The following is a 19,982-nucleotide window of genomic DNA, read 5'->3' as shown; positions in this document are numbered from 1 at the left end:
TAAAGAAAATGGTATTATCCAAAGCATGAGTAAAACTGGCTGTCCATATGATAATGCGCCCATGGAAAGATTCTACAAATCATTTAAAGCAGAGTTAATATATCCAAATAAATTTAATACTGAAGATCAATTAGATGAAGCTGTAAATAGATATGTCCATGTTTGGTACAACCACATTAGACCTCATTCATATAATGGTGGATTAACACCTTTCGAGGTGCGAAATTTGGCTTAAAAAACCGTACTTAGTGTTACAAAAAAGCTTGACCATTACAATGTCAAATTATCATCTCATATTTTTTATAAATATTTTTTATAAATTTCTAGTCTTTCTTTTATCTTTTCATCTTCCGGGTCTAATCTCAAAGCAAAATTATAATAACCTCTGGCCTTACCATAAGTTTTGATTTGATCATATGCATGACCTAACTTTTTCACTACTGCAAGTATTCCGGGGGTTTCTTTATTGATATTTTCTAGTATTTCAATTGCCTTATCCTCATGATAATTGAGAGCATAAACACAAGCCAACTTGTATCTATAATCAATATTTTCTGGATTTTTGTTTACCAATTGATCATATAAATGAATAGACTTGTCATACTCTTTTAATTCAAGATATATTCGTGCCTTTAAATAATTTACCGTGTCTTCAAAAGCATCTTGTCTAATATTTTCAATGTCACTTACATTAACTAATTTAATATGTTTCAATGCGTCATAATACCTACCTTGCTTCACATAAACATAGGCTAGATGATAATAAACATCTGGGATTTTTACATTATTTTCAATTTTATTCTTCAATAATAACTCTGCTGACTCATAGTCATCTTTGTTATAATAACTAATCAAGATATCAAGCCAGTCCCTATCTTTTACTTTATCTGTTAAATCTTTGGACCTTTCATACAGTACAAGAGTTTTGTTCTTTTCAGTAATTGCTTTCCTAATATCATCTTCTAAATCTTGTACTGTTAAATATCTCTCTTCTGGATTTCTATCTAATGCCCTTATTATAACCTGTTCTAGTTCAACAGAAATATTATCATTAATTTCTCTAGGCTTCGGATATGGCAAATTTTCTAAAAGTTGTATCGCTGTCCTATGAGGGGTTCTTCCAGTAAGTAGTTGATAAAGTAAAACTCCAAGAGAGTATATATCGGAATTCAAATGTCTTTTCTTGGAACCAGCAACCTCTGGAGCCATATATGACCAAGTACCTCCACCATCTACTGTATTAATAAAAATATTCTCAATAAACTTACTAGTCCCAAAATCGGTTACTTTAACAGAATCCCCATCAATCATTATATTTTGTGGTTTTATATCCCCATGACTTATTTTTAATGTATGCAAATATTTTATAGCATTCAATACTTTAAAGTACAATTCAAATACCTGCTCAAATGTCTTAGGATTATTGAATTTATTCAAATTCATATCATCTGACAATTTCCTGCCATTGAAATACTCCATCTCGATTACGAATATTCCTGTATTTTCAACTCTTCCCATCCAATGCAGTTGAATTATGTTTGGATGTTTATAATTCAAAAGTCTTTTACCTTCAGAAAGAGTTTCGTCCCCTCGTTCTTGATTCTTGGGTATTTTCAATGCGATTACTTGACTTGTTTCTAAATTTATCGCCTTCCAGACTGTGCCAAATGTACCTGAATCAATATACTCTTGAATAATATATTTGTTGCCTATTTTTGTATTTTCTTTTGGTCTAAAGTTCACTGCTTTTTTTCCCATAAAAATCACCTTATTGAAACCCATTGATTTATTGTAAGATTTTCTTTATTTCCTTTTGCAATAGCATGATACACTAAATATTTAGTTCTTCTACTATTAATACCTGCAACATTTTTGCCATCTGATGTTTTAAATCCATCATCTAATATAGAAATGTATTCCGAGATGCCTTCTGCTGCAATACCTGAATAACTCCAATATACAAATAGAATATAGGGTACATTAGAGCCTAACTGGTGATATGCTACTAATAAGTTTTGAATTTTTTCTTTAAGCATCTTGTCTTTTCTTCTGTTGTTTTCATACCTTTCAAACTCACATATTAATACTGGAGTATTCTCAAATTTATCAAACCAAACAGAGTCCGGTCTCACTTGACTAATTATATTTGCTTTCGATACTCCATACACTTCGTTATTTTCTGCTATTTTGAATTCATTATAGCCCTTAATAGCAACATGAGGATATACCGGATATTCCGAAAGAGAAACTACTTCATTAAATTCCCTACCAATTGCTGTAATATAATTTAATCCTAAAGAATGAACAGTTTCAGAATAATCTCTCACTCCAAACTTAGTCATCATAGGAAATAGTTTTTCCCTTACAATACCCGTTTTAAATTCTTCTCTAATGAAACTCTCAATGTCTTTATTAACCATTGAAACTACCCCATTCAACAATTACTTGCGGCGACTCTCCTCCATGTAGTAATGCCTTAGTTCCTATCTTAACTAATAAAGGAGCAGGAATAGACCTACCGCAAATTAAGGCTTCCCCAGTAGATAAAGATGGTAATTCCTCAATATCAGACTTTGAGAACATGTCTGATGTTTTTGCAATAAATCGTTGATCATCAGGATTTTTTAGTCTCATAGTTATAATAGTGTTGCATTGTGAAGTAACATCAGGGTCTAACTTTGATGGTCTTTGTGATATAATTGAAAATCCGACTCCAAACTTTCTACCCTCGGCTGCTATTTTCTTAATAATTTTCTTAGAAATACACGGCATACCCGCAGGTGCAAAGTTATGTCCTTCTTCATATACTAGAAACGCTGGTCTGGTCTGTCTTTCTTTATCCGCTGCTGCTCTCATTATTTCACTTGATATTAAAGCAGTAATAATTTGTTTAGCATCATCAGATAATCCCTGAAGATCTACTATTACTAAACGCCCTACTCTATTTCCTTTTTCACCTATCATTTTATAAATATCAGTCGGTTCTCCTTTGGCTCTTGTGTAAAAACTTCTTGCTTCATTAATCATTCTGCTTAACTTCATTGATACTACTGCTGCACTTCTGTTATTTAAAGCATTAGCTTCACCCTCCGTTAGTTTGTCCCAATGCTTTAATTCTTCCAGCCCACTATCTGTTAATAAATAAATTAGATCCTGAATATCTCTATAACCTTTATCATATTTAGTCTTCCAGTATCTTATTGCCACATCAATGACCCTCTGCTGTGGTTCAGTTAATCCCGGTAATACAGATGATAAATCATCCATATCAAATCTATCAAACTGGAGTGATAGATGGATGTTTTTACTGGAATACTTATAATCAAAAGAATCCATTTGAGGTGTATATACTTTTATTCCTCCACCTGCTTGTAGCAATTTTTGTAAAGTTTCTTGTATTTTCTTTATACTATTAAGTTCTTCAGGGTCTTCAATATCTTTTAAATTATCATTGAAATGAATGTTTCCCTTATTAAAGGCTTTCCCATATTCTCCATGTACATCAAAAACAACTACTGTACCATTCATCTCGGCAACTAATTTTTCGATTACTCTTCCTACTGTATAGGATTTTCCTGAACCAGTCATAGCAAGTACAGCAAGGTGTTCTGTTACAAGTTTATTTACATCAAGATATACTGGGACTATATTTTCTCCCTTTTCATAACCAATTAGATTTCCAATGTTTATACTCGTATTTTCATCAAACTTATAAAACTTAGCCAAAAACTCATAATCAACTCCAAATACCTTTTCCCCCGGATTTAGTGGTCTCCTTGGTATTTTAATTCTTCCTAAACTATCTCTATAACCTACAAGTTGTATCGTTCCATATAGAGTTTCACCTGTAATTGATGCTCCGGGTAAAATCTCTAACTCTGTTAAACCATCACCCATGTTTGAATTATAAAGTATATTACTTCTGGAAACTGCCACGATTCTTCCTAATACATAAATCTCGCCTTCTTCTTCAGTTTCTGTATGCTTTATTTTTACAAATTCACCTCGTTTGGCAGAAAAACTATTCTCTAAGGCTATCTTAATATTACTAGGGTCTCCAGTATTTCCTATTAATTTCCCTATATATTTATCCATGTTAAACATCCCTCCATCCCCTATAGGCGATACATTCCAGATTCAATCCAGTTATATGTATAAGGTATATCTCCAATTAGTGCATCTTCAAAACTTATTATTTCTAGTCCCCTAAGTGATATAGGAAGATCACTCTCGAGTTCTTCTAGTTGTTCTTCCCACTCGTTCTCAAGAACTCTTTTCTCTTCTTCAAGTTTATAAGTTTCCTCTCTATCACTGGCTTGGTCAATCTTACTTTGTATTACCTGTATTCCATTACTAAAGTCTTTGTTTATTTGTTTTACCTTATCTTCATGTTTAAGATACTTCTCACAGTAGTGGTATCCTGCCATAAATTTCAGTATACAAAATGATTCCTTAAAATATTTTTCGATTTTATCAACTATGTAATCTCTTCTAACCTCAATTTCAGAATTTAAGACTTCATAAGAAGGAGATTCTGAATTAAATGAAGATAATTGTTCCTCAACATATTCCTCATAGTCTTCATTGTTATCGAAATCGCTTGGCTCATATTCTAAACTTTCAAATGTCAAATCATCATTGTGTATCTTATCATACAGATATCTGTACACATACCTTTCCCAATAATCTATACGATATAAAAACTCATCAATTCTTTCATCTGTTACACTTTCATGATCAATATGAACCTTATAATCGAAATATAAATCATACATGGCAGTTAGCCATATTAATATATCACCTACATCCTCATCTACAAGTCTTGATGTTGCTACTACCGAACTATCCACTGGCGAATTAAACATTAAAATATTCCACATATCTTCTGCCCAAGACAATTCATAATCATAGTTCCAGAATATTTCTCTAGCATATTCTCTTACATCAACCCAATTATATCTTCTAATTTGCTGTTCCTTCATAATCTCCCCCCCTTTTTTTAAATCTACTATTCTTCAAAAGCGTCAAAGTCTTCTTTCCAAACCTTTTCTAAATCTTGGCTCTGAAGCATATGTCTTACCTGACCTTTATATACTTTAAGTAATGCGTTCTGCCCATTATCCTGTGCCTCTAACGGTTTCAATGCATACTTTGCATACCATAAAGATATTGGTAATGCTTTTTTCTGATCAAAAGTTGTCAGGGAAATGATCTCTGCTGCTAACTGATCGAGTTTTTGGGTATCCCAATCTTTTACTCCTCCCATAACCTCTACTAATAATGGGGGAGTATAAGTTCCTGCCTTTATATGCATTCCTGTAAGACCCATACTCCTTAATACTTCAGGCTCTAATCTATTGTCCTTATTTATTCCATCAAACTGGAATGCAGCGGTTCTGGTTCTTTTGACCAATACGCCCTTTAGTAATCTCTTAATGCCTACATCTTTTAATTTATTCATATGAATATTTATTTTACCAACAACTTCATCATTGATTTTATCATTAACATATTGGATATTTTCATCTGATAGTGCAAAGACAACTGCCCCAAATCTTTTGTTACCGACAGAGGCTATCTTAACACCATATTCACTAAAAGGATATATCTTATCTTTATTTTGATGCCAAAAGTTCTCAATTGTTTTCTTACATCTTTCATAAAGATTGATGACATCAATCCTATCAGAAAGTGGAGAATCTGCTCTCTCTAGCATTAAAGGTGTATCAACAATTACTAGGTCTGGTCTATCATCATTGTTAAAGATATCTTCTAGTAATTTATAGGCGTTTATAATGTCTATAAATTTTAACTTCTTCGTTGCATCTAAGTCATCTATTTCATCTACATCAACTATACTATCTTGCTTAGTTTCATAAATAGAATTTCTATCAATTAAAATATCTTGTCTTACTGCACCTGCTACATATAACATGCCACCAAATGCTTCTGTTGTTTTATTTACCGTGGCTATACCTGATGCCTTAATTGTAAGTGGATCAATTAGGTCAATGTCTCTTATTACTCCGCCCTCTTTTAATATAGGTGCTATCTTATCAATAAATCGCATTTTTGATGATAATTTAGAAACAGTAGCAGGTAGCCCTAATTGAATGTTGGCTACTATACTTTGGGATATGGGCGTACTTTTATTCCCACTCATTTTCTTTATCCCTTCTTTCTTTAATAACTCTTATAAAAGACTTTAACTTCTTATTTTCAATGCAATCAAATGCCCTTTGAGTTAATTTATCATTCTCTATGTAATGATTCTGAACAAGTTCATCTGTATATTTAGTTAATTCGTCTTTTAAAACATCATAGTTAAAATATTTATTTACCTCTTCTATACAGTTTTCTAGTTGAATCCCTGCTGCTTTAAGAATAATTAAGTGTGTATGGACATTATTTAACTGAAAAGGCTCTTTTTCTTTAGGTTTCTCATCTATTGGTTTTGAGGCTGTAGGAATAAGTAGTTTAAGAAATAGTTCCTGCATTATATCTACTTTTTCAGTTAATCTATAATCTAATAAAGGCAAAGTTACGATTGTTATTACTCCCATACCAGTATTCTTTCTTATATTTATTCCTAGTACATCTCCATCCATAAGGTAAATTACATCCTTAGAGTGGCCTTCTATTTTGTATTCCACTGGTAAGCCTTTGTATTCTCTTTGTTCTACTTTAGTGATACTTACCCCTACACTTAATTGAAATATTTTGTCCAGTTTAATTTCAATCCAAGACGGTAACAGAATAAGTTGATTATTACGGTTTTCCAACCAACTCTCTATCCTAAGAATATCTTGTTTGCTCATTTTATTTAAAACATAGCCGGGTAAGACTAGGCACCCTTGGCCTAGTTCACCCAATGATAATTCAGTTGTAGATATGAAGTTGCTTAGAATTTTATATTCTGTTCTTTTTTTAAACTCTTCTAAAATATAAATCATATTACAACACCTTCACAGTAGACTTAACTAATTTTAGTCCTTCCAACTCTTTCTGTTCTTCTGTATGTTGGGACCAATCTATATCCCCTTCTTTTATAACAACAGTTTTAAAGAAATCAAATGTTGTTTTTTTAGCAATCGGAGACTCTATAAAGAACTTTTCTCCTTCGTCTCTAAACTCCTTTAATCGACTTTGAACATTTTTTAATGTTTCAGAGTATTTATCTTCAGTTGGATACAATTGTCTATCAATGCTAATTGAAACTACTTTTTTCCCTACACTTTTTCTAATCTTATCCATAACTTTTATAAGGTTATCATCAAACATCATACTTCTTTCATATTTGGCTTTCTCCATTACATTCTTTTTGTGTGATGAGATTAAATCTGCATAACCAGCCATGTCTTTAATAGCCTCTTCAAGATATTTTAAGAATTCTTTAGGCTTTTTCATAAGTTCTTGTTCTTTTTCATCTACGCCTTGCTCAAGCCCAGCATCAACAAAAATCTCTAACCTGTCTGCGTAGGTCTTTAAGTTTTTAATGTCAGGAAATGCTTTAACTGATGATGGTGAGTCATTAAAATAATTTACCCAGTGTTTCGCTTTTTCTAGTTCATTTTCATAAGTATCTATTATCTCTTTGTATTTTTCAAAAATAGTTTTGTATATTCCTATAACCCCTTTATCACTCCACTTTAGATTCTCTTCATCACTTGCATCAATACCTACTTCATTCAAAATATCTTCTATTCTTTCTATTGCCCCAATATAGTTACCCATAGAGAGTCTATATGCCAAACTATCAGATATATTTACCATAGTAGGTAATGTAGATTTCTCCAACTCCTTATAATCAGTTGCATATTCTAACTCTCTAGCACATCTATCTAGTATGTTTGTGATTGGAGATAGAGGCAAAGTGTGTCCTTCATATGTGCTGTGATTCTTTAGTTCTTCTATTTTTTCTCTCGTCATTTTTGATGCAACATTTTTCAACTTTCCTACAAATTCAAGGAATAACTTTATGTGCTTTACTCTATACCATAGAGATGTATTTGTATCTGATATATTAAGCCCTTTAACAACTGTTTGATTATATGATGTAATAGATTCATATTTTTCCTTATCATATACTTGATTGCATAATTCATAAAGTTTATCAATTTTTCCTAATGTATCAGACCAGTTAGCAACTGTGTCCTCATTCATGTTTAGTAATAAATTCAGGTCTATCTCTTCAATTAAATTCTTAGAAACATCAGTATACTTCTCTTTGTATTCCAATAACTGTCCATTAAGGATAGTTAGGTAACCACCGTCAATTAATTTCTTCATGTTTTCGATTTCTCTTATACAATCATCTGATAGCCATGCTTCTGCCTCATTAAGTTTTGTCTCTAATTTATATTTTGTAACCTTTCTATACATCCCGTCTTCTAAGTATATTAATTTAAGAGATATCAAAAATTTAATCCACTGATCTAACATCTTTTTGTAGTTCACTTTTTGGCCACAACTAAAGAAGAAACTCTTGATAAAATCGTACTCTGATTTTTTTGTCTCACCCATGAATTTCAATATATTGATCATGCAAGTAGGTATCCCTATCTCGTAGGTGTCATGATCCTTGATGAATAGGTTCAAATCCTTATATCCTTTATTCTCAAGTGCTTTTCCAATAGCAGTATTCCTTAGATAACTGGATAAATCAGAGAATTCTCCTTCTTTTAACTTTATCTCGTCTTTTTCTCCTAATTCCTCGTAGGTTGCATTGTTTATAAGCATTGTTGCGTATGACCTTGCCATTAATTCTATTTGTGAGTCTTCATGCTTCTTTTGAATTATAGGTCTTATTATCCAACCCTCACTATCAATTCTTTCAAACCATGATTGTGCTGCCAAATTAAAATTCTCACGAATCTTATATATCTTTTCTCGGAAGATCGTAGTTGTCTTATTGGAAACCGGTCTAAAATCAATAATCTCTTTATCCAAAGACAATATTTCTAATATTTCTTTATGCATTCTAGTAATGTTAATAAATATTATACACTTGTATATCTCTGGTAAAGTTCTCTTGATTTTATTTTTAAACTCATCTGTTAATATAGTGTCAGAAACTATGAAAATAGGATGGACACCATCTTTCAACAATTTACTATCACCAAGAACATTTAAAACTTTATCCTCTTCTTTTCCCCAAATAATATCTACAATATTGTTTGGATGAATATCAAGAAACGGTCCTTCATTTACCTTTGTTCTTATAATATCCACACCGTCAATATTTGAATAAGCCTCTTCCAACGGATAAGTTATTTCTAACACCCTTGCTGATCCTGTCAGAATCCGCCTTACTTCATTTAATTTATCTCTTCGTACTTCTTCAATTTTTTCTTCTGCTTTTTTATTAGCATCAGCATCTAAAAGATATCCAAAATCTCCCTTGTCAACTCTATATCTCTTATTTAACCTGTATAAATAAGCAAAGTTTGGTCCTACATATTCTGCTACTTGTCTATTTTCTCTATTGAGTTCATTATCAATATATTCAAAGATATATTTCGCAGCATCTTCTGCATCATCCTTTGGATATAAAGTTCTTATCTGATCTAAAAATGTCTCTTTATCTGCCCCTACAATATACTCATTCTCTTTAACATTGAGGGAATAAGTTTTAAGGCTTTTTAGTAGAATATTCAGGTCAAACTTATTACCCAAATCATTTATAAACACACTTTCTGTATCCCTCTTATATCCTACTGAAACTAAAAATGATGCTAAGTCATCTTTTCTTAGTTTTACAATAAAGAATTCTTTAAATAACCTCTCTCCATCTTCTGCCCTACTGTCTAATAATGCTTTTAATTCCTTATCAGCATATTGGGAGTTCACGACTGGTAATTGCCTTAGCAGTGCATTTTTTATGATATGACGGTATTGATCATCACATTTTATATATTCAAAAGAATCTTTATCAATAAGTTTTTTCTGAAATCTACTGCTCGATTTTATTAGACTTTCAAATATTTCTCCAACATCACTACTTGAGTTATTTTTCAGGTACTCATCAACACTTGCCATAATTACATTAAACCATCCAAAGTTCCCTCCAGCAATTGTATATCCAGCCTCTATAAGTCCATCTGGATATTTAGGAGCAACCCCTTCAGATTGTAAGTATGCTATATAATCAGATATATCAGCAAAAGAATTTTGTGTCATTTCATATAGTTCAGTTCTTCTATCCAATGCCCCAATGTCTTGTATTGAGTCACCTATCACTGGAGAACATAATAATAAAAATGATACATCAGGATATTTCTTTCTTGGGTCCTCATGTTTTATTGCCTTCGTTAATATGTTAATAGCCTTGCCATCTACTTTTCTTCGGATTTCTTCATCTTTTTCGATTCCGTATTTACTGATCTCACCTTCTGTTTCTAATTCATCACATACAATTAATAAATGCTCTATTTGAAATTTTTTGATATAATCCAAAGCTGCTCTCACTGTTTTATCCAATAAAGATATATCACTTACCAAGTCATCTATATCAATACCATCTGCATTTAAAATATTTTTTAACTTACCATTATCAAATCCCATAGGATCTAAATTGTTCTGTAATTCTTTGATAATCTTTCCTTGGATACTGTCATCAGGCTCATTTGATAAGTAACTTAGTGCAGTATAAATCCCAAACGCAACCCATGTATCCCCAATCAAATAATCATGTGCCATTTGCGAATATCTAATATAAATAGGTAAGACTTTATCAGCAAAATTAGGTTCAAATATTCTTACATTTTTCTGTTCCCCATCCTCTGTTAGAATCCAACCTTTATCTAGTCCCATAGGCTCTGCCACTACTTCAAACCCATTTCTGGACTTACCAACACCCCAAACTGCAATCAGGGGGAATATAGTTGCTTTACCTGCTGTTTTCATTGACTTTGTGAAAGACTTAAATATATTATAAAATTCATTCTGTCCAACCAATGGCTGCATAAGTGGAAATTCACTGGTTCCATCATATGACCAAATAGGCATAAATTTCTCCTCCTCATAACATATATATATTTATAAGAAACTTTACTTTAAGATTTGTAATTTAATAAGTTGATGATCCCGTTTGTCTAAGAGACCTCTACCGTGTCTTGGTTGCCCACTTTCATTATCAACAATTCTAAACTTACCGGCCTTAATACCTGTCATAAAATACTGATCAATCCACTTATCAATCAATAGGGTATTATCCGGATCAATTTTCTCTTTTAATTCTTTACCCACTATAGATACTGGAAAGAATTCTCTAAAATCTTTGTGTTCATAAATAATTTCTTGTAATACCTCTAATTCATCATAGTATTCAAAGTTTAAGAAACTTTCCCATATATCACTACTAATTTCTTGCTTAATCTTTAATTTATCTAGTTTAAAAACCCCTACTTCGGTTTCCCTGAACCATTGTAAATATTCCATGAGTATAAAGGGGATCTTTATATGGCTTGAGATAGAATTTAATGATGGCTCCTCATTACTAATTCCTTCAATTTTAATTTCTTCTTCACTAGATATGTTGTATTCTTTTAACCAAAACTCTCCTACCGAATGTCTAGGATATCCATTCAGCAAGGTATTTAAATTGGCCTTATCATTCTTGTCATAAAAAATATGGTATAATTCTCCATCATACTCCAAATAAGCCTTCGACATATTGTTTAAAAAGCCTTTTTCAAAATGAATTTTTCCTCCATTAATCAGTGCAAAAAATATACTTCTAACTCTCGGAGAATATTTTAATAGTTGCTCCATCAAAACAATCTCCCATCCATTGCTTTCTATATAAGTTAATTTAAGTTGAATGGCTTCATCACTTAACTTATATCCATTTGAATCTTTAACAATAAAATGACATCCTGTGATTTTCAAAACATTATCTTTAAACTCTCCATCAAACAATCCATAAACTTCATATGAACCATTTAATCTTCCTTTTTCATCTCTTTTCATGTTAAAGTATGTTTCAGCAATAGCATTTTTATCTTTAACTGGAATTTCATTAGGCAAATCTTTTATCATTTCTGGCCATCTTTCAATTCCATATTGATTATTCCAAAATTTCTCTTTAGAAACTTTTACTATCATGGCATTCTCCTTATTTCTTCTATGTTCTCCTTCAATAAGTTTTTAAACTTATCTGCATGTTTAATCATAAACACATTACTTGCATATATGATGTCATCCATTTCTGCACTTAGTACATACGAATCATCCTTAAATTCAAATATGCATTCATCAATCAACTGAAATAAAAGTTTATCCATTTCTGGCACTTTATCAGGAAACAAATAGAATCCATTGGTTACACATAGATTATAAATAAAAGTATTTAAATCACTTATCCTGATCTCTATACCCTTTGTTGTCCATGTATGTACCATAACTTCTTGTTGAATATATGGGTTATCTGGATTTATTGGCTTTAATGACAACCCTTCAAATTGTTCTTTCTTATATTCTTCTGCAATCATTCCTATCACTACTAACATAGTTTTTAGTGGGTAAGATAAAATTCCATTGATTTGAGACACGGACAACTTATTATAAAATTCAAATGGTGTAAGAGTATATCTATTTTTTGATTTTAATGGTTTTAGACTAATATTTGATGCTACTTTTAATCCTTTTATCCACATACTATCAGGCACTTCCCCAATTTCATGAGTATTACTTTCTTCTTGTTCATCTACTAATTGCATTAGTATCAATTTAGTCATGATCTGCTGATATTGAGGATACCCTTTAAACACTTCAAAAAATACTTCTTGCACTTCACCTGTTACATTCGCTTCTTGTTCTTTTAATTCAATTATCTTAGATGCAAATTTAGAAATGGAATTTATATATTCAAATAACGCTAGGCTATCTCCGTAGTTTCCTATTTGTTTTGCTTCCTTATAAGTCCTTATAAGAAGTTCAACCAACACTGCAGGAAGATAGCAAAGTAGAGAAGATATAAAATCCTCTCTGTTCATCTTGCCAGAAAACTTAATCCACTTTTTACTAATAATAACTATATCCGCTGTCTTAATTAATAAATTCATATCTATTAAGTAATTCAAACTATCTGCCATTTCAGTCTGGCCATAGTCATATAAAACATTAATTTTTTTTACTAATTCCTTTATACGGCTCATAATTTCACCTACCTTGAGATTATGAATTTAGTTTACTCATATCAAAATTGCCTTCTATTAAGTCTTCAACATCCTTTTTTGCTTCGCCTAGTAATTGCTTTGATTTAAGAAACTTTTCATTGCTCTCCTTAAATTTATTTCCTATGTCATCCTGCATATTTTTATCTATAACAGGTATTAACAAATTATTAATATAATCTATACTTAAATAACTAATTATGCTGTTTGCTAAAGATTGCTTTTTCTGTAATTGTCCAGACAGGGAATCTAAATAAGCCAAAATAAAATAATTATTATATTGTGGCTTTACTGTAAATTTAAAGATACTACCATTAACTATCATTTTACCTTCTATATTTTCAGATATTGCTCCTGATGAAGCATTACCCTTTATTTCTAAAAGTACATCTCCGCTATTCACTCTAGCCTTTTTTATGAAGTATTTATCAGGAACTTTGATAGTTTCTGTATCATTTATCAACCCATTTTTCATATCTGTTGATCTTAATAATTTTATATCTCCTAATCCATAATCACTACTTGAAGGTAAAATCCCATAATTACCTTCATCCATGATATCTTCTAGTTTCAGAATTTTACATTCATTACCTTCTAAACTGTTGATGTGTCGTATATTTTCAATAAATTCTTCTTTATAATGTTCTGCATCAAATCTATCCTTCATATCAGTTGTAGATATCCAATTATACTTTTTCTTCTGATTATTAATTTCTTTTTCCAGATCATCTAATCTTAAAACTTGAATCAATAATTCATTTCCTAATTTCCTTAATTCTTTTGCGCATTCCTTTAATGCAATACCTTCTCTCAATTTATTCCCGATATATTTTTGAACTTTATTATTGCAAACAGGAACTTTTATATTATAAATTTCTTCTTTTGTTAAACCATCTTGTACTGCTTTACCAGTTCCTTCTCTTTGAAATTGGTACTGTCCATATTTACAATTGAAAAAGGAGACTAAAAAATGCTTATCCATTTTCTCTTCATTAATTCTTATATTACAAAGTGCTTGATTTAAATTTGCTTCTTGTATTGTATCTGGTATAATTGAACAAACTCCGATTTGGCCAGTTTTTGAAATCACAATATCTCCAGAATAAGTCTTACTTTTCTTTAATTCCTCATTCTTTTCTTCAGAAATAAATATAGGGTCTTCCAATTCGACACTTAAATCTACCAAGTCCTTTGTTCTTAAAACAGGAATCCCTTGATTTACATAGTCTGAAGTATGCAATTGGAATCCCATTGGCCCCCCATTATATTCATCAATAATTTCTTCAAACCTTATAAACTTATTCTTGATTAGTTGATCTTCTAATCGAATATACTGGACAGAATTATACTGTCCAGTAATTTTATCTTCAATCAATTCACTGCCAATCCATACTATACTGGGATTTTCATTAACAATTACTTGCATTAAAACACCTCACTCTAATGATTATTTACACCATTCTTATATGCTTCTACTATTTCATTAAGGTCATTAGGTCTATCAAACTTTTCAACATTTTGTTTTACACTAAATCCAACATTATCTGCAACAGCCATAAACACTGATTCTTGTTTTTCTCCGTGATGTTTTTTCTTTTGTAAATATAATAATGATGTCTTTGCACCAGCACCAGATAATCCAAATGTCTCCTGTGGCAAACTTACAACAGCCTTCAATATTGCTTTGCCTCCCTCAAATTCATTATTTAAATTTTTCTTACCAATTAAGTATTCACGCACATATTTATATCCTGAATTTGATAGAATTCCATCTGGCACAACTATCATTAATAATCCACCCGGCTTTAATAATTGCATATACTTATCAATAAACAATACTGCAGGATCGATTGAATTTACTTCTTTCCATATTCCTCTACTATCTGGCTTACTCCCAAGCGACAGTCCTGTTGATGACATTTTACTCTTTCCATTTTCATCAATATCTTCCGAATACATAGAAATTATTTCTATGCCATCAGGACTATCTATTGTCTTTTTTCCAGACTTAACTTGCTTCGCTACTCCATTTTTAGCAAATGGGGGATTTGTTATGGCCACATCCAAACTTTCAGGTTTTATATGTTCAATTCTTAACGAATCCTTAGTCTGAAAAATTGGGGCCTTACTTGCTCCATGTAATGCCATATTAATTCTTGCCTTCAAAATCATCCCCGGTGAATTATCTGCACCAATAAAACAGTGTTCTTTCATCTTCTCAAATAAATCTTTGTAATATTCCTTATCTCCTGTAAGTTTATTAAATAGTAGATTTTTCATCTCTAATAGACACTTAATTATGAAACCTACACTACCACAGCATAGATCTGCAAACCTTATCGTTGGTATACCAGTTTGTGGATCAACTTCAATAATCTTTTCTGTCCCGTCTTTAATTAAATCATAAAATACCATCTCTACTGCTGCTTCAGTTACCTGTCTTGGTGTAAGATAAATTCCTAGACCGCCTTTGCTATCAAATTTACCTCTAAGCATAACATCAAAGACACGCCCTAAAATATCTCCTGATAAATCCATTAATGTTGCTGGTCTTTCAGTTCCATCTTCATTTGTTATATTCCCTAGATTTTGAAGGCTTTCTAATATTTCTTTATATACACTAGGATTTTCGAGTTTTAAATAATCATCATTTGAGAATATAGGCACTCTACTACCGTCATCTAAAATCGAATCATAATCAGGATGGTTTTTTATTTCTTTAAATGCTTCTCGAATATTTTCCACAATTTCTTTCTTTTCTTCCTTTGTACTTGTTTTTTGAAACAACCTATAATCTAATACTTCACTTAAATATTTATCAAGAATTTTCCCTTCCTTAAATCTGTAATCAGGATGGTTAAGTTTGAAAACTTCCATAAATATCAATTTACAAAATTCATCAATCGCATCATTCTTACTATCTACATGATCTTTAGAACTATATATAAGTTCATGAATTGCATCAAATGTCTCTTGTAAATCATGATACTTCCTTAAAGACCATTTTTCTTTTTCCGTAAGATATTTCTTACCGAAACTCTTTATCTCTTCCAAACTAAGAACTTTAGGAATTTCTGATATGCTTTTTTCATCAGCAACTAACATATATGCATGATTATCCCCATTTGTAATCCAAGCAAATTCAGGCATCGGATCATATTCCATTGCTTCATATGTACCAGCCATTACTAATTCTGGTTTTAATTCTTCCCCTTCAGTTTTCCTAACAAATACCGCAACATTATTGTTATCACTTGCCAAAAATGTATTGTTATTAATGTCCTTAATATTGATATATCCAAGGTCAATAACTTGTTTCTTTAACTCTTTCAACTTGATTCCTCCTCATAATATCTATAATTATTTATTTTCTTTTTAAAGTCTTTCCATTAGGAGATATGTAGTCTCCTGTATCGAGAGCAATTTTGAGAATTTTACTCTCGTCATATCCTTTTATTTCAATATTGTCGATTATTCTTTTAATAGGTATAATGGGCCTTTCTTTAAGCAATTGCTTAATGGTATCAAGTATTTTATTTTTATCTTCTTGACTATTTACACACCACATTCCATTACTTAAAACAACATTCTTATCCATTTCTAAAAACAACCTAATCTGATGTTTATTCCAAGAAATTCCTGATTCATTTAATCGGCTCTGTATTTCTACAATATCCTTCGGAGTCTGTAATATATCATATAATTTCTCTACCAAGTTCCTACCTCCTTACCTTATAAGGAATATTTTTTATTAAGAGCAATAAATTTTTTCATACCCATTGATATATCATATTCAATAGTTTCAGTTAATCTAGGTATCATAATATTCTCGAAATCTTTATTCTGTATCAACTTGATATATGTTCCCGTTGACTTCATTTCAATTTGTTTTAAAACAACAGGTTGCTTTAGTAAAAACAAAAGATAAAATGGATCTATTAATTTTGGCTTTATACATAACAATGCATCAGTGGTGAACATACTTTCAAATTCTTTAGTCACAATTGTGGTAGTATGATTTTCTGTACCAGTTGCACTTCCGGCTTTAGATGTCAATATATCCCCTTCTTCTACCTGAATACGGACACGATTGCTTAATTCTCCAAACTTGTCTTCACGATATTTCAAAATTATCGAAGTTACTGAATCTATGTCCTTTATAAAAAAGTATCTAACGATTTGCTCTGGGTGAATTTCAGGTAAATTTGCTTTTTTAATTTCCACCATATCCTTTAACCGTTGCCATTTAACTTGATTATCTGTTTTATAAATCAAGTCATATAGTTTAGACATAAAGAATTTGTAATACTCAACATCCCATCTTTCATTTTCTAATGTCTTTTCACTAACATAAGATCTAATTTGCATGACATCTTCTGTTGATTTATATTGCACAACTTCATCAAACCTAGAAACTAAATAATTATATAGTTTTTTAGCCTCTCTCTCCTTCTCACTATCGTTAAAATTAACTGTAGTTTCAGTTGTGTTTCTTTTTGGTATCTCAAGATCTTTTAAATCACTAATTGATATTCTGTTTAAGACCCCCATTTTAATGGCGTCTAATTGCAATTGCCCCATAGGACCAATTAAATGATTAAAAACTTGTACTCGAATACTTTCATCAAGAATCTTTACTTTTATTAGATCTGAAGAATAAACACATCCATCTAACTCTTCTGGCACAAGTACAACTCTTCCTGATTTACCTATACTGGTAAGAAGAATATCCCCTTTTTCTACGAAATCTTTTTCTTTCAAATCCTGTCCTGATATCCTCTTTAGATTATGTATATTGATGTAATTCTCAATGATATTCGAGGGGCCTATGAACCTGTATCCTCCAGTTTTGATAAACTCTCTTTTAGTTCTTGTTCCATCTGTTACTTCCACAGCAATATCTTTTAAACGAACGACTTCCTTACCTTTAAATAGGTTTCTAATATATTGCTGTTTAATCCAATAATCTGGATCTAGCCTATCACAATCAAAAAACTCATTTGTCACAAAGGAATATTTCATAGCATCACCTTTTGTTCTATAACATAATTTCTCTTTTTACAATACTATCATAATACACTTACCGGTTTTTTGTAAATAGTTATGTTGAAAGTTGTAAGGCCTTATAGAATAGTATGTATCAAAAATGTAGTGATTTTTATACCAAGAACTTATTTATACTTACCGCAGTACAGGTAGGGGATAAAAATGCTTTCTTTATTTAAACTTTAAGCACCTCCGTTTGCACTGCGGTACTTAAAGTAATAACAGTATAACCATATAAAGCAGCATGTCAAATTTTTAGTAGATATTTTTTATAAAATCTTTAAAAATTTTTCTTGAATTTATTTAGATGAAAACTTGATAAGTACATCTAAATAAATATAATCATTTTAAAACCAACAAGAAAGGATGATCTATATGAATAATTTTAAACCCATAATATGTAAAGACCTACATGAACTTATAGAAAGAAAACTAAATCATGATGTTAACTACTTAATTGGTTTATATTTTGATAATGATAAAGAGAATGAAATAAAAAGAGCAATCAATTCAAAAGATTTAATTGAATATTATCGTTTAAGAAATACATCACATGAAAATCGCTATATTTGCCCTTTTCATCCAAATGCAGACAACCCAACTTCCTTTGAATTTGACGATACAAAGGGGGCTTTCAGGTGTCATGCATGTGGGGTACATGGAACTTATATTAAATTTATTGTCATGATGGAGAATTTTACAGATAACCCTTACGCAGAAGCAAAAATTTTAGCAGCCAATAATTTTGCTAATATGCCACTTGGATTTGCCTCAATTAGCGACTTTAAGAATCAAATAAGACAATTGGTAATTGAAAGGTATAATAAAACAAAAAGTTTACTTCTAAATGACTATTTTGATATATCCTTAATTGGTCCTATGCCTACTATGAGTATAAAACATTTAAGGTCAGAACCCGCTAAAGTAACTCCAAGCACACATACTAAAAATACTCCTCCTTCTGTAGCAGAGAAGAAGTCCAAAGAGTTTAAATTAAGAACACTGGATTTAGAAAAAGTAATAAGAGACATAAATGCAGATGATGTTATAAATTATGGAGATTTTAAGTATAGAATCGACTTAGGTATTGCTAAAAAGAGTAAACTTATAAAAGGATTCGAGAACAACCCTACCTTAAATTCTAGGGAAACGCTTTATGAATTTATGCATAAAAAGTATGATATTTCACCCCAAGTAGCAGATAAATATGGACTAATCGCTTTTAAAAAAGAGAATCAGTCACTTTTAGAGTATCCAGATTTCTTTATGATTAATGATCGAGTTCTTTTTCCTTTTACCGATCATAATACGGGTATAACGGTAGGCTACCAAGCAAGAATAATGGATTTAGATAGAAAAAATACTGCAAAGTACCTGAATATATCTGATTTCGGAGATATAGTTATAAAAAAAGTCCGCCCATATAGGGATCTTAGCCGATTTGGTATAGGTAATTTCTTATTTAATCTTTACCAATTAAGAGATAAGAATATCGATAGGCTTTTTATAACAGAAGGCGTTACAGATGCGATAAAGTTGCTGTCTTTAGACTATGATTGTATTTCTCCCGGCCAACCAAACTTAACAGATCATCAGATCTACTTAATCAACAAATATTTCGGTAAAAAAATCGAATTAATCATATTTTATGATAATGACACTAACAATTGATTTATCTAAGATTAAGCAATGTATTCAAAATCAATTGCTATCAAACTAATTTGATATACTATTACAACACACACTCCTTTAAAGCAACTG

Annotated in this window: 15 protein-coding genes; 2 read left to right on the top strand and 13 right to left on the bottom strand. The window is 31.1% G+C overall.

The window, feature by feature from the left end:
* Positions 1 to 235, top strand: a 235-nt coding sequence (locus tag B5X47_RS13325; RefSeq protein ID WP_143215835.1) for an integrase core domain-containing protein, incomplete at its 5' end; no start/stop codon positions are given.
* A gap of 65 nt (positions 236 to 300) precedes the next feature.
* Here B5X47_RS13325 and B5X47_RS13320 read toward each other — a convergent pair.
* The 13 genes from B5X47_RS13320 to B5X47_RS13260 are packed head-to-tail and all read right to left on the bottom strand — an operon-like array spanning position 301 to position 18,197.
* Positions 301 to 1,758 carry a serine/threonine-protein kinase gene (locus B5X47_RS13320; protein ID WP_079590771.1) on the bottom strand — a complete coding sequence of 486 codons (1,458 nt, stop codon included), beginning with the start codon at positions 1,756 to 1,758 and terminating at the stop codon, positions 301 to 303.
* Between the two features lie 5 nt (positions 1,759 to 1,763).
* Positions 1,764 to 2,420 carry a hypothetical protein gene (locus B5X47_RS13315; RefSeq protein ID WP_035149007.1) on the bottom strand — a complete coding sequence of 219 codons (657 nt, stop codon included), beginning with the start codon at positions 2,418 to 2,420 and terminating at the stop codon, positions 1,764 to 1,766.
* Entirely contained in the window at positions 2,413 to 4,095 is a 1,683-nt protein-coding gene (locus B5X47_RS13310; protein WP_079590769.1) for a helicase HerA domain-containing protein, read from the bottom strand. Before B5X47_RS13310 ends, B5X47_RS13315 begins: the two co-directional genes overlap by 8 nt.
* Before the next feature lie 20 nt (positions 4,096 to 4,115).
* Positions 4,116 to 4,982: a hypothetical protein gene (locus B5X47_RS13305; protein ID WP_079590767.1), complete on the bottom strand. Its 867-nt coding sequence runs from the start codon at positions 4,980 to 4,982 to the stop codon at positions 4,116 to 4,118.
* Between the two features lie 26 nt (positions 4,983 to 5,008).
* Positions 5,009 to 6,163, bottom strand: coding sequence for a hypothetical protein (locus B5X47_RS13300; protein WP_079590765.1), 1,155 nt, complete (start codon positions 6,161 to 6,163; stop codon positions 5,009 to 5,011).
* The gene (locus B5X47_RS13295; RefSeq protein WP_079590763.1) at positions 6,150 to 6,953 is read right to left on the bottom strand and encodes a hypothetical protein; all 804 of its coding nucleotides are present in this window, start codon (positions 6,951 to 6,953) and stop codon (positions 6,150 to 6,152) included. The genes B5X47_RS13300 and B5X47_RS13295 overlap by 14 nt, the downstream gene beginning before the upstream one ends.
* A 1-nt stretch (position 6,954) precedes the next feature.
* Positions 6,955 to 11,007, bottom strand: coding sequence for a hypothetical protein (locus B5X47_RS13290; protein WP_079590761.1), 4,053 nt, complete (start codon positions 11,005 to 11,007; stop codon positions 6,955 to 6,957).
* A gap of 42 nt (positions 11,008 to 11,049) precedes the next feature.
* Entirely contained in the window at positions 11,050 to 12,105 is a 1,056-nt protein-coding gene (locus B5X47_RS13285) for a hypothetical protein (protein ID WP_079590759.1), read from the bottom strand.
* Positions 12,102 to 13,157, bottom strand: coding sequence for a hypothetical protein (locus B5X47_RS13280; protein WP_079590757.1), 1,056 nt, complete (start codon positions 13,155 to 13,157; stop codon positions 12,102 to 12,104). The genes B5X47_RS13285 and B5X47_RS13280 overlap by 4 nt, the downstream gene beginning before the upstream one ends.
* 19 nt (positions 13,158 to 13,176) lie before the next feature.
* Complete coding sequence (locus B5X47_RS13275) at positions 13,177 to 14,601, bottom strand: restriction endonuclease subunit S domain-containing protein (RefSeq protein WP_079590750.1); 1,425 nt, start codon at positions 14,599 to 14,601, stop codon at positions 13,177 to 13,179.
* Positions 14,602 to 14,615: 14 nt separating this feature from the next.
* A complete protein-coding gene (locus tag B5X47_RS13270) occupies positions 14,616 to 16,508 on the bottom strand; it encodes an HsdM family class I SAM-dependent methyltransferase (RefSeq protein ID WP_079590748.1) in 1,893 nt (630 codons plus the stop codon).
* A 31-nt stretch (positions 16,509 to 16,539) separates the two neighbouring features.
* On the bottom strand, positions 16,540 to 16,890 hold the full coding sequence (locus B5X47_RS13265) for a hypothetical protein (RefSeq protein WP_079590746.1): 351 nt from the start codon (positions 16,888 to 16,890) through the stop codon (positions 16,540 to 16,542).
* 17 nt (positions 16,891 to 16,907) lie between these two features.
* A complete protein-coding gene (locus B5X47_RS13260) occupies positions 16,908 to 18,197 on the bottom strand; it encodes a restriction endonuclease subunit S (RefSeq protein ID WP_079590744.1) in 1,290 nt (429 codons plus the stop codon).
* A gap of 399 nt (positions 18,198 to 18,596) precedes the next feature.
* On the opposite strand from B5X47_RS13260, the gene B5X47_RS13255 reads away from it, so the two are divergent.
* The gene (locus B5X47_RS13255; RefSeq protein ID WP_159446488.1) at positions 18,597 to 19,892 is read left to right on the top strand and encodes a CHC2 zinc finger domain-containing protein; all 1,296 of its coding nucleotides are present in this window, start codon (positions 18,597 to 18,599) and stop codon (positions 19,890 to 19,892) included.
* Positions 19,893 to 19,982 lie beyond the last annotated feature (90 nt).

Origin of the sequence: Acetoanaerobium noterae (assembly GCF_900168025.1) — a bacterium.
Taxonomy (GTDB): Bacteria; Bacillota; Clostridia; order Peptostreptococcales; family Filifactoraceae; genus Acetoanaerobium; species Acetoanaerobium noterae.
The sequence above is the reverse complement of the archived record's forward strand: the minus strand, read 5'-3'. Positions and strand labels throughout refer to the sequence as shown.

Excerpts from the sequence above, each read along its gene's own strand:
- B5X47_RS13255 (WP_159446488.1), top strand. The coding sequence starts at position 18,597 with ATGAATAATTTTAAACCCATAATATGTAAAGACCTACATGAACTTATA.
- B5X47_RS13285 (WP_079590759.1), bottom strand. The coding sequence starts at position 12,105 with ATGATAGTAAAAGTTTCTAAAGAGAAATTTTGGAATAATCAATATGGA.
- B5X47_RS13310 (WP_079590769.1), bottom strand. The coding sequence starts at position 4,095 with ATGGATAAATATATAGGGAAATTAATAGGAAATACTGGAGACCCTAGT.
- B5X47_RS13260 (WP_079590744.1), bottom strand. The coding sequence starts at position 18,197 with ATGAAATATTCCTTTGTGACAAATGAGTTTTTTGATTGTGATAGGCTA.
- B5X47_RS13315 (WP_035149007.1), bottom strand. The coding sequence starts at position 2,420 with ATGGTTAATAAAGACATTGAGAGTTTCATTAGAGAAGAATTTAAAACG.
- B5X47_RS13275 (WP_079590750.1), bottom strand. The coding sequence starts at position 14,601 with ATGCAAGTAATTGTTAATGAAAATCCCAGTATAGTATGGATTGGCAGT.
- B5X47_RS13300 (WP_079590765.1), bottom strand. The coding sequence starts at position 6,163 with ATGAGTGGGAATAAAAGTACGCCCATATCCCAAAGTATAGTAGCCAAC.
- B5X47_RS13290 (WP_079590761.1), bottom strand. The coding sequence starts at position 11,007 with ATGCCTATTTGGTCATATGATGGAACCAGTGAATTTCCACTTATGCAG.
- B5X47_RS13295 (WP_079590763.1), bottom strand. The coding sequence starts at position 6,953 with ATGATTTATATTTTAGAAGAGTTTAAAAAAAGAACAGAATATAAAATT.
- B5X47_RS13320 (WP_079590771.1), bottom strand. The coding sequence starts at position 1,758 with ATGGGAAAAAAAGCAGTGAACTTTAGACCAAAAGAAAATACAAAAATA.
- B5X47_RS13280 (WP_079590757.1), bottom strand. The coding sequence starts at position 13,157 with ATGAGCCGTATAAAGGAATTAGTAAAAAAAATTAATGTTTTATATGAC.
- B5X47_RS13305 (WP_079590767.1), bottom strand. The coding sequence starts at position 4,982 with ATGAAGGAACAGCAAATTAGAAGATATAATTGGGTTGATGTAAGAGAA.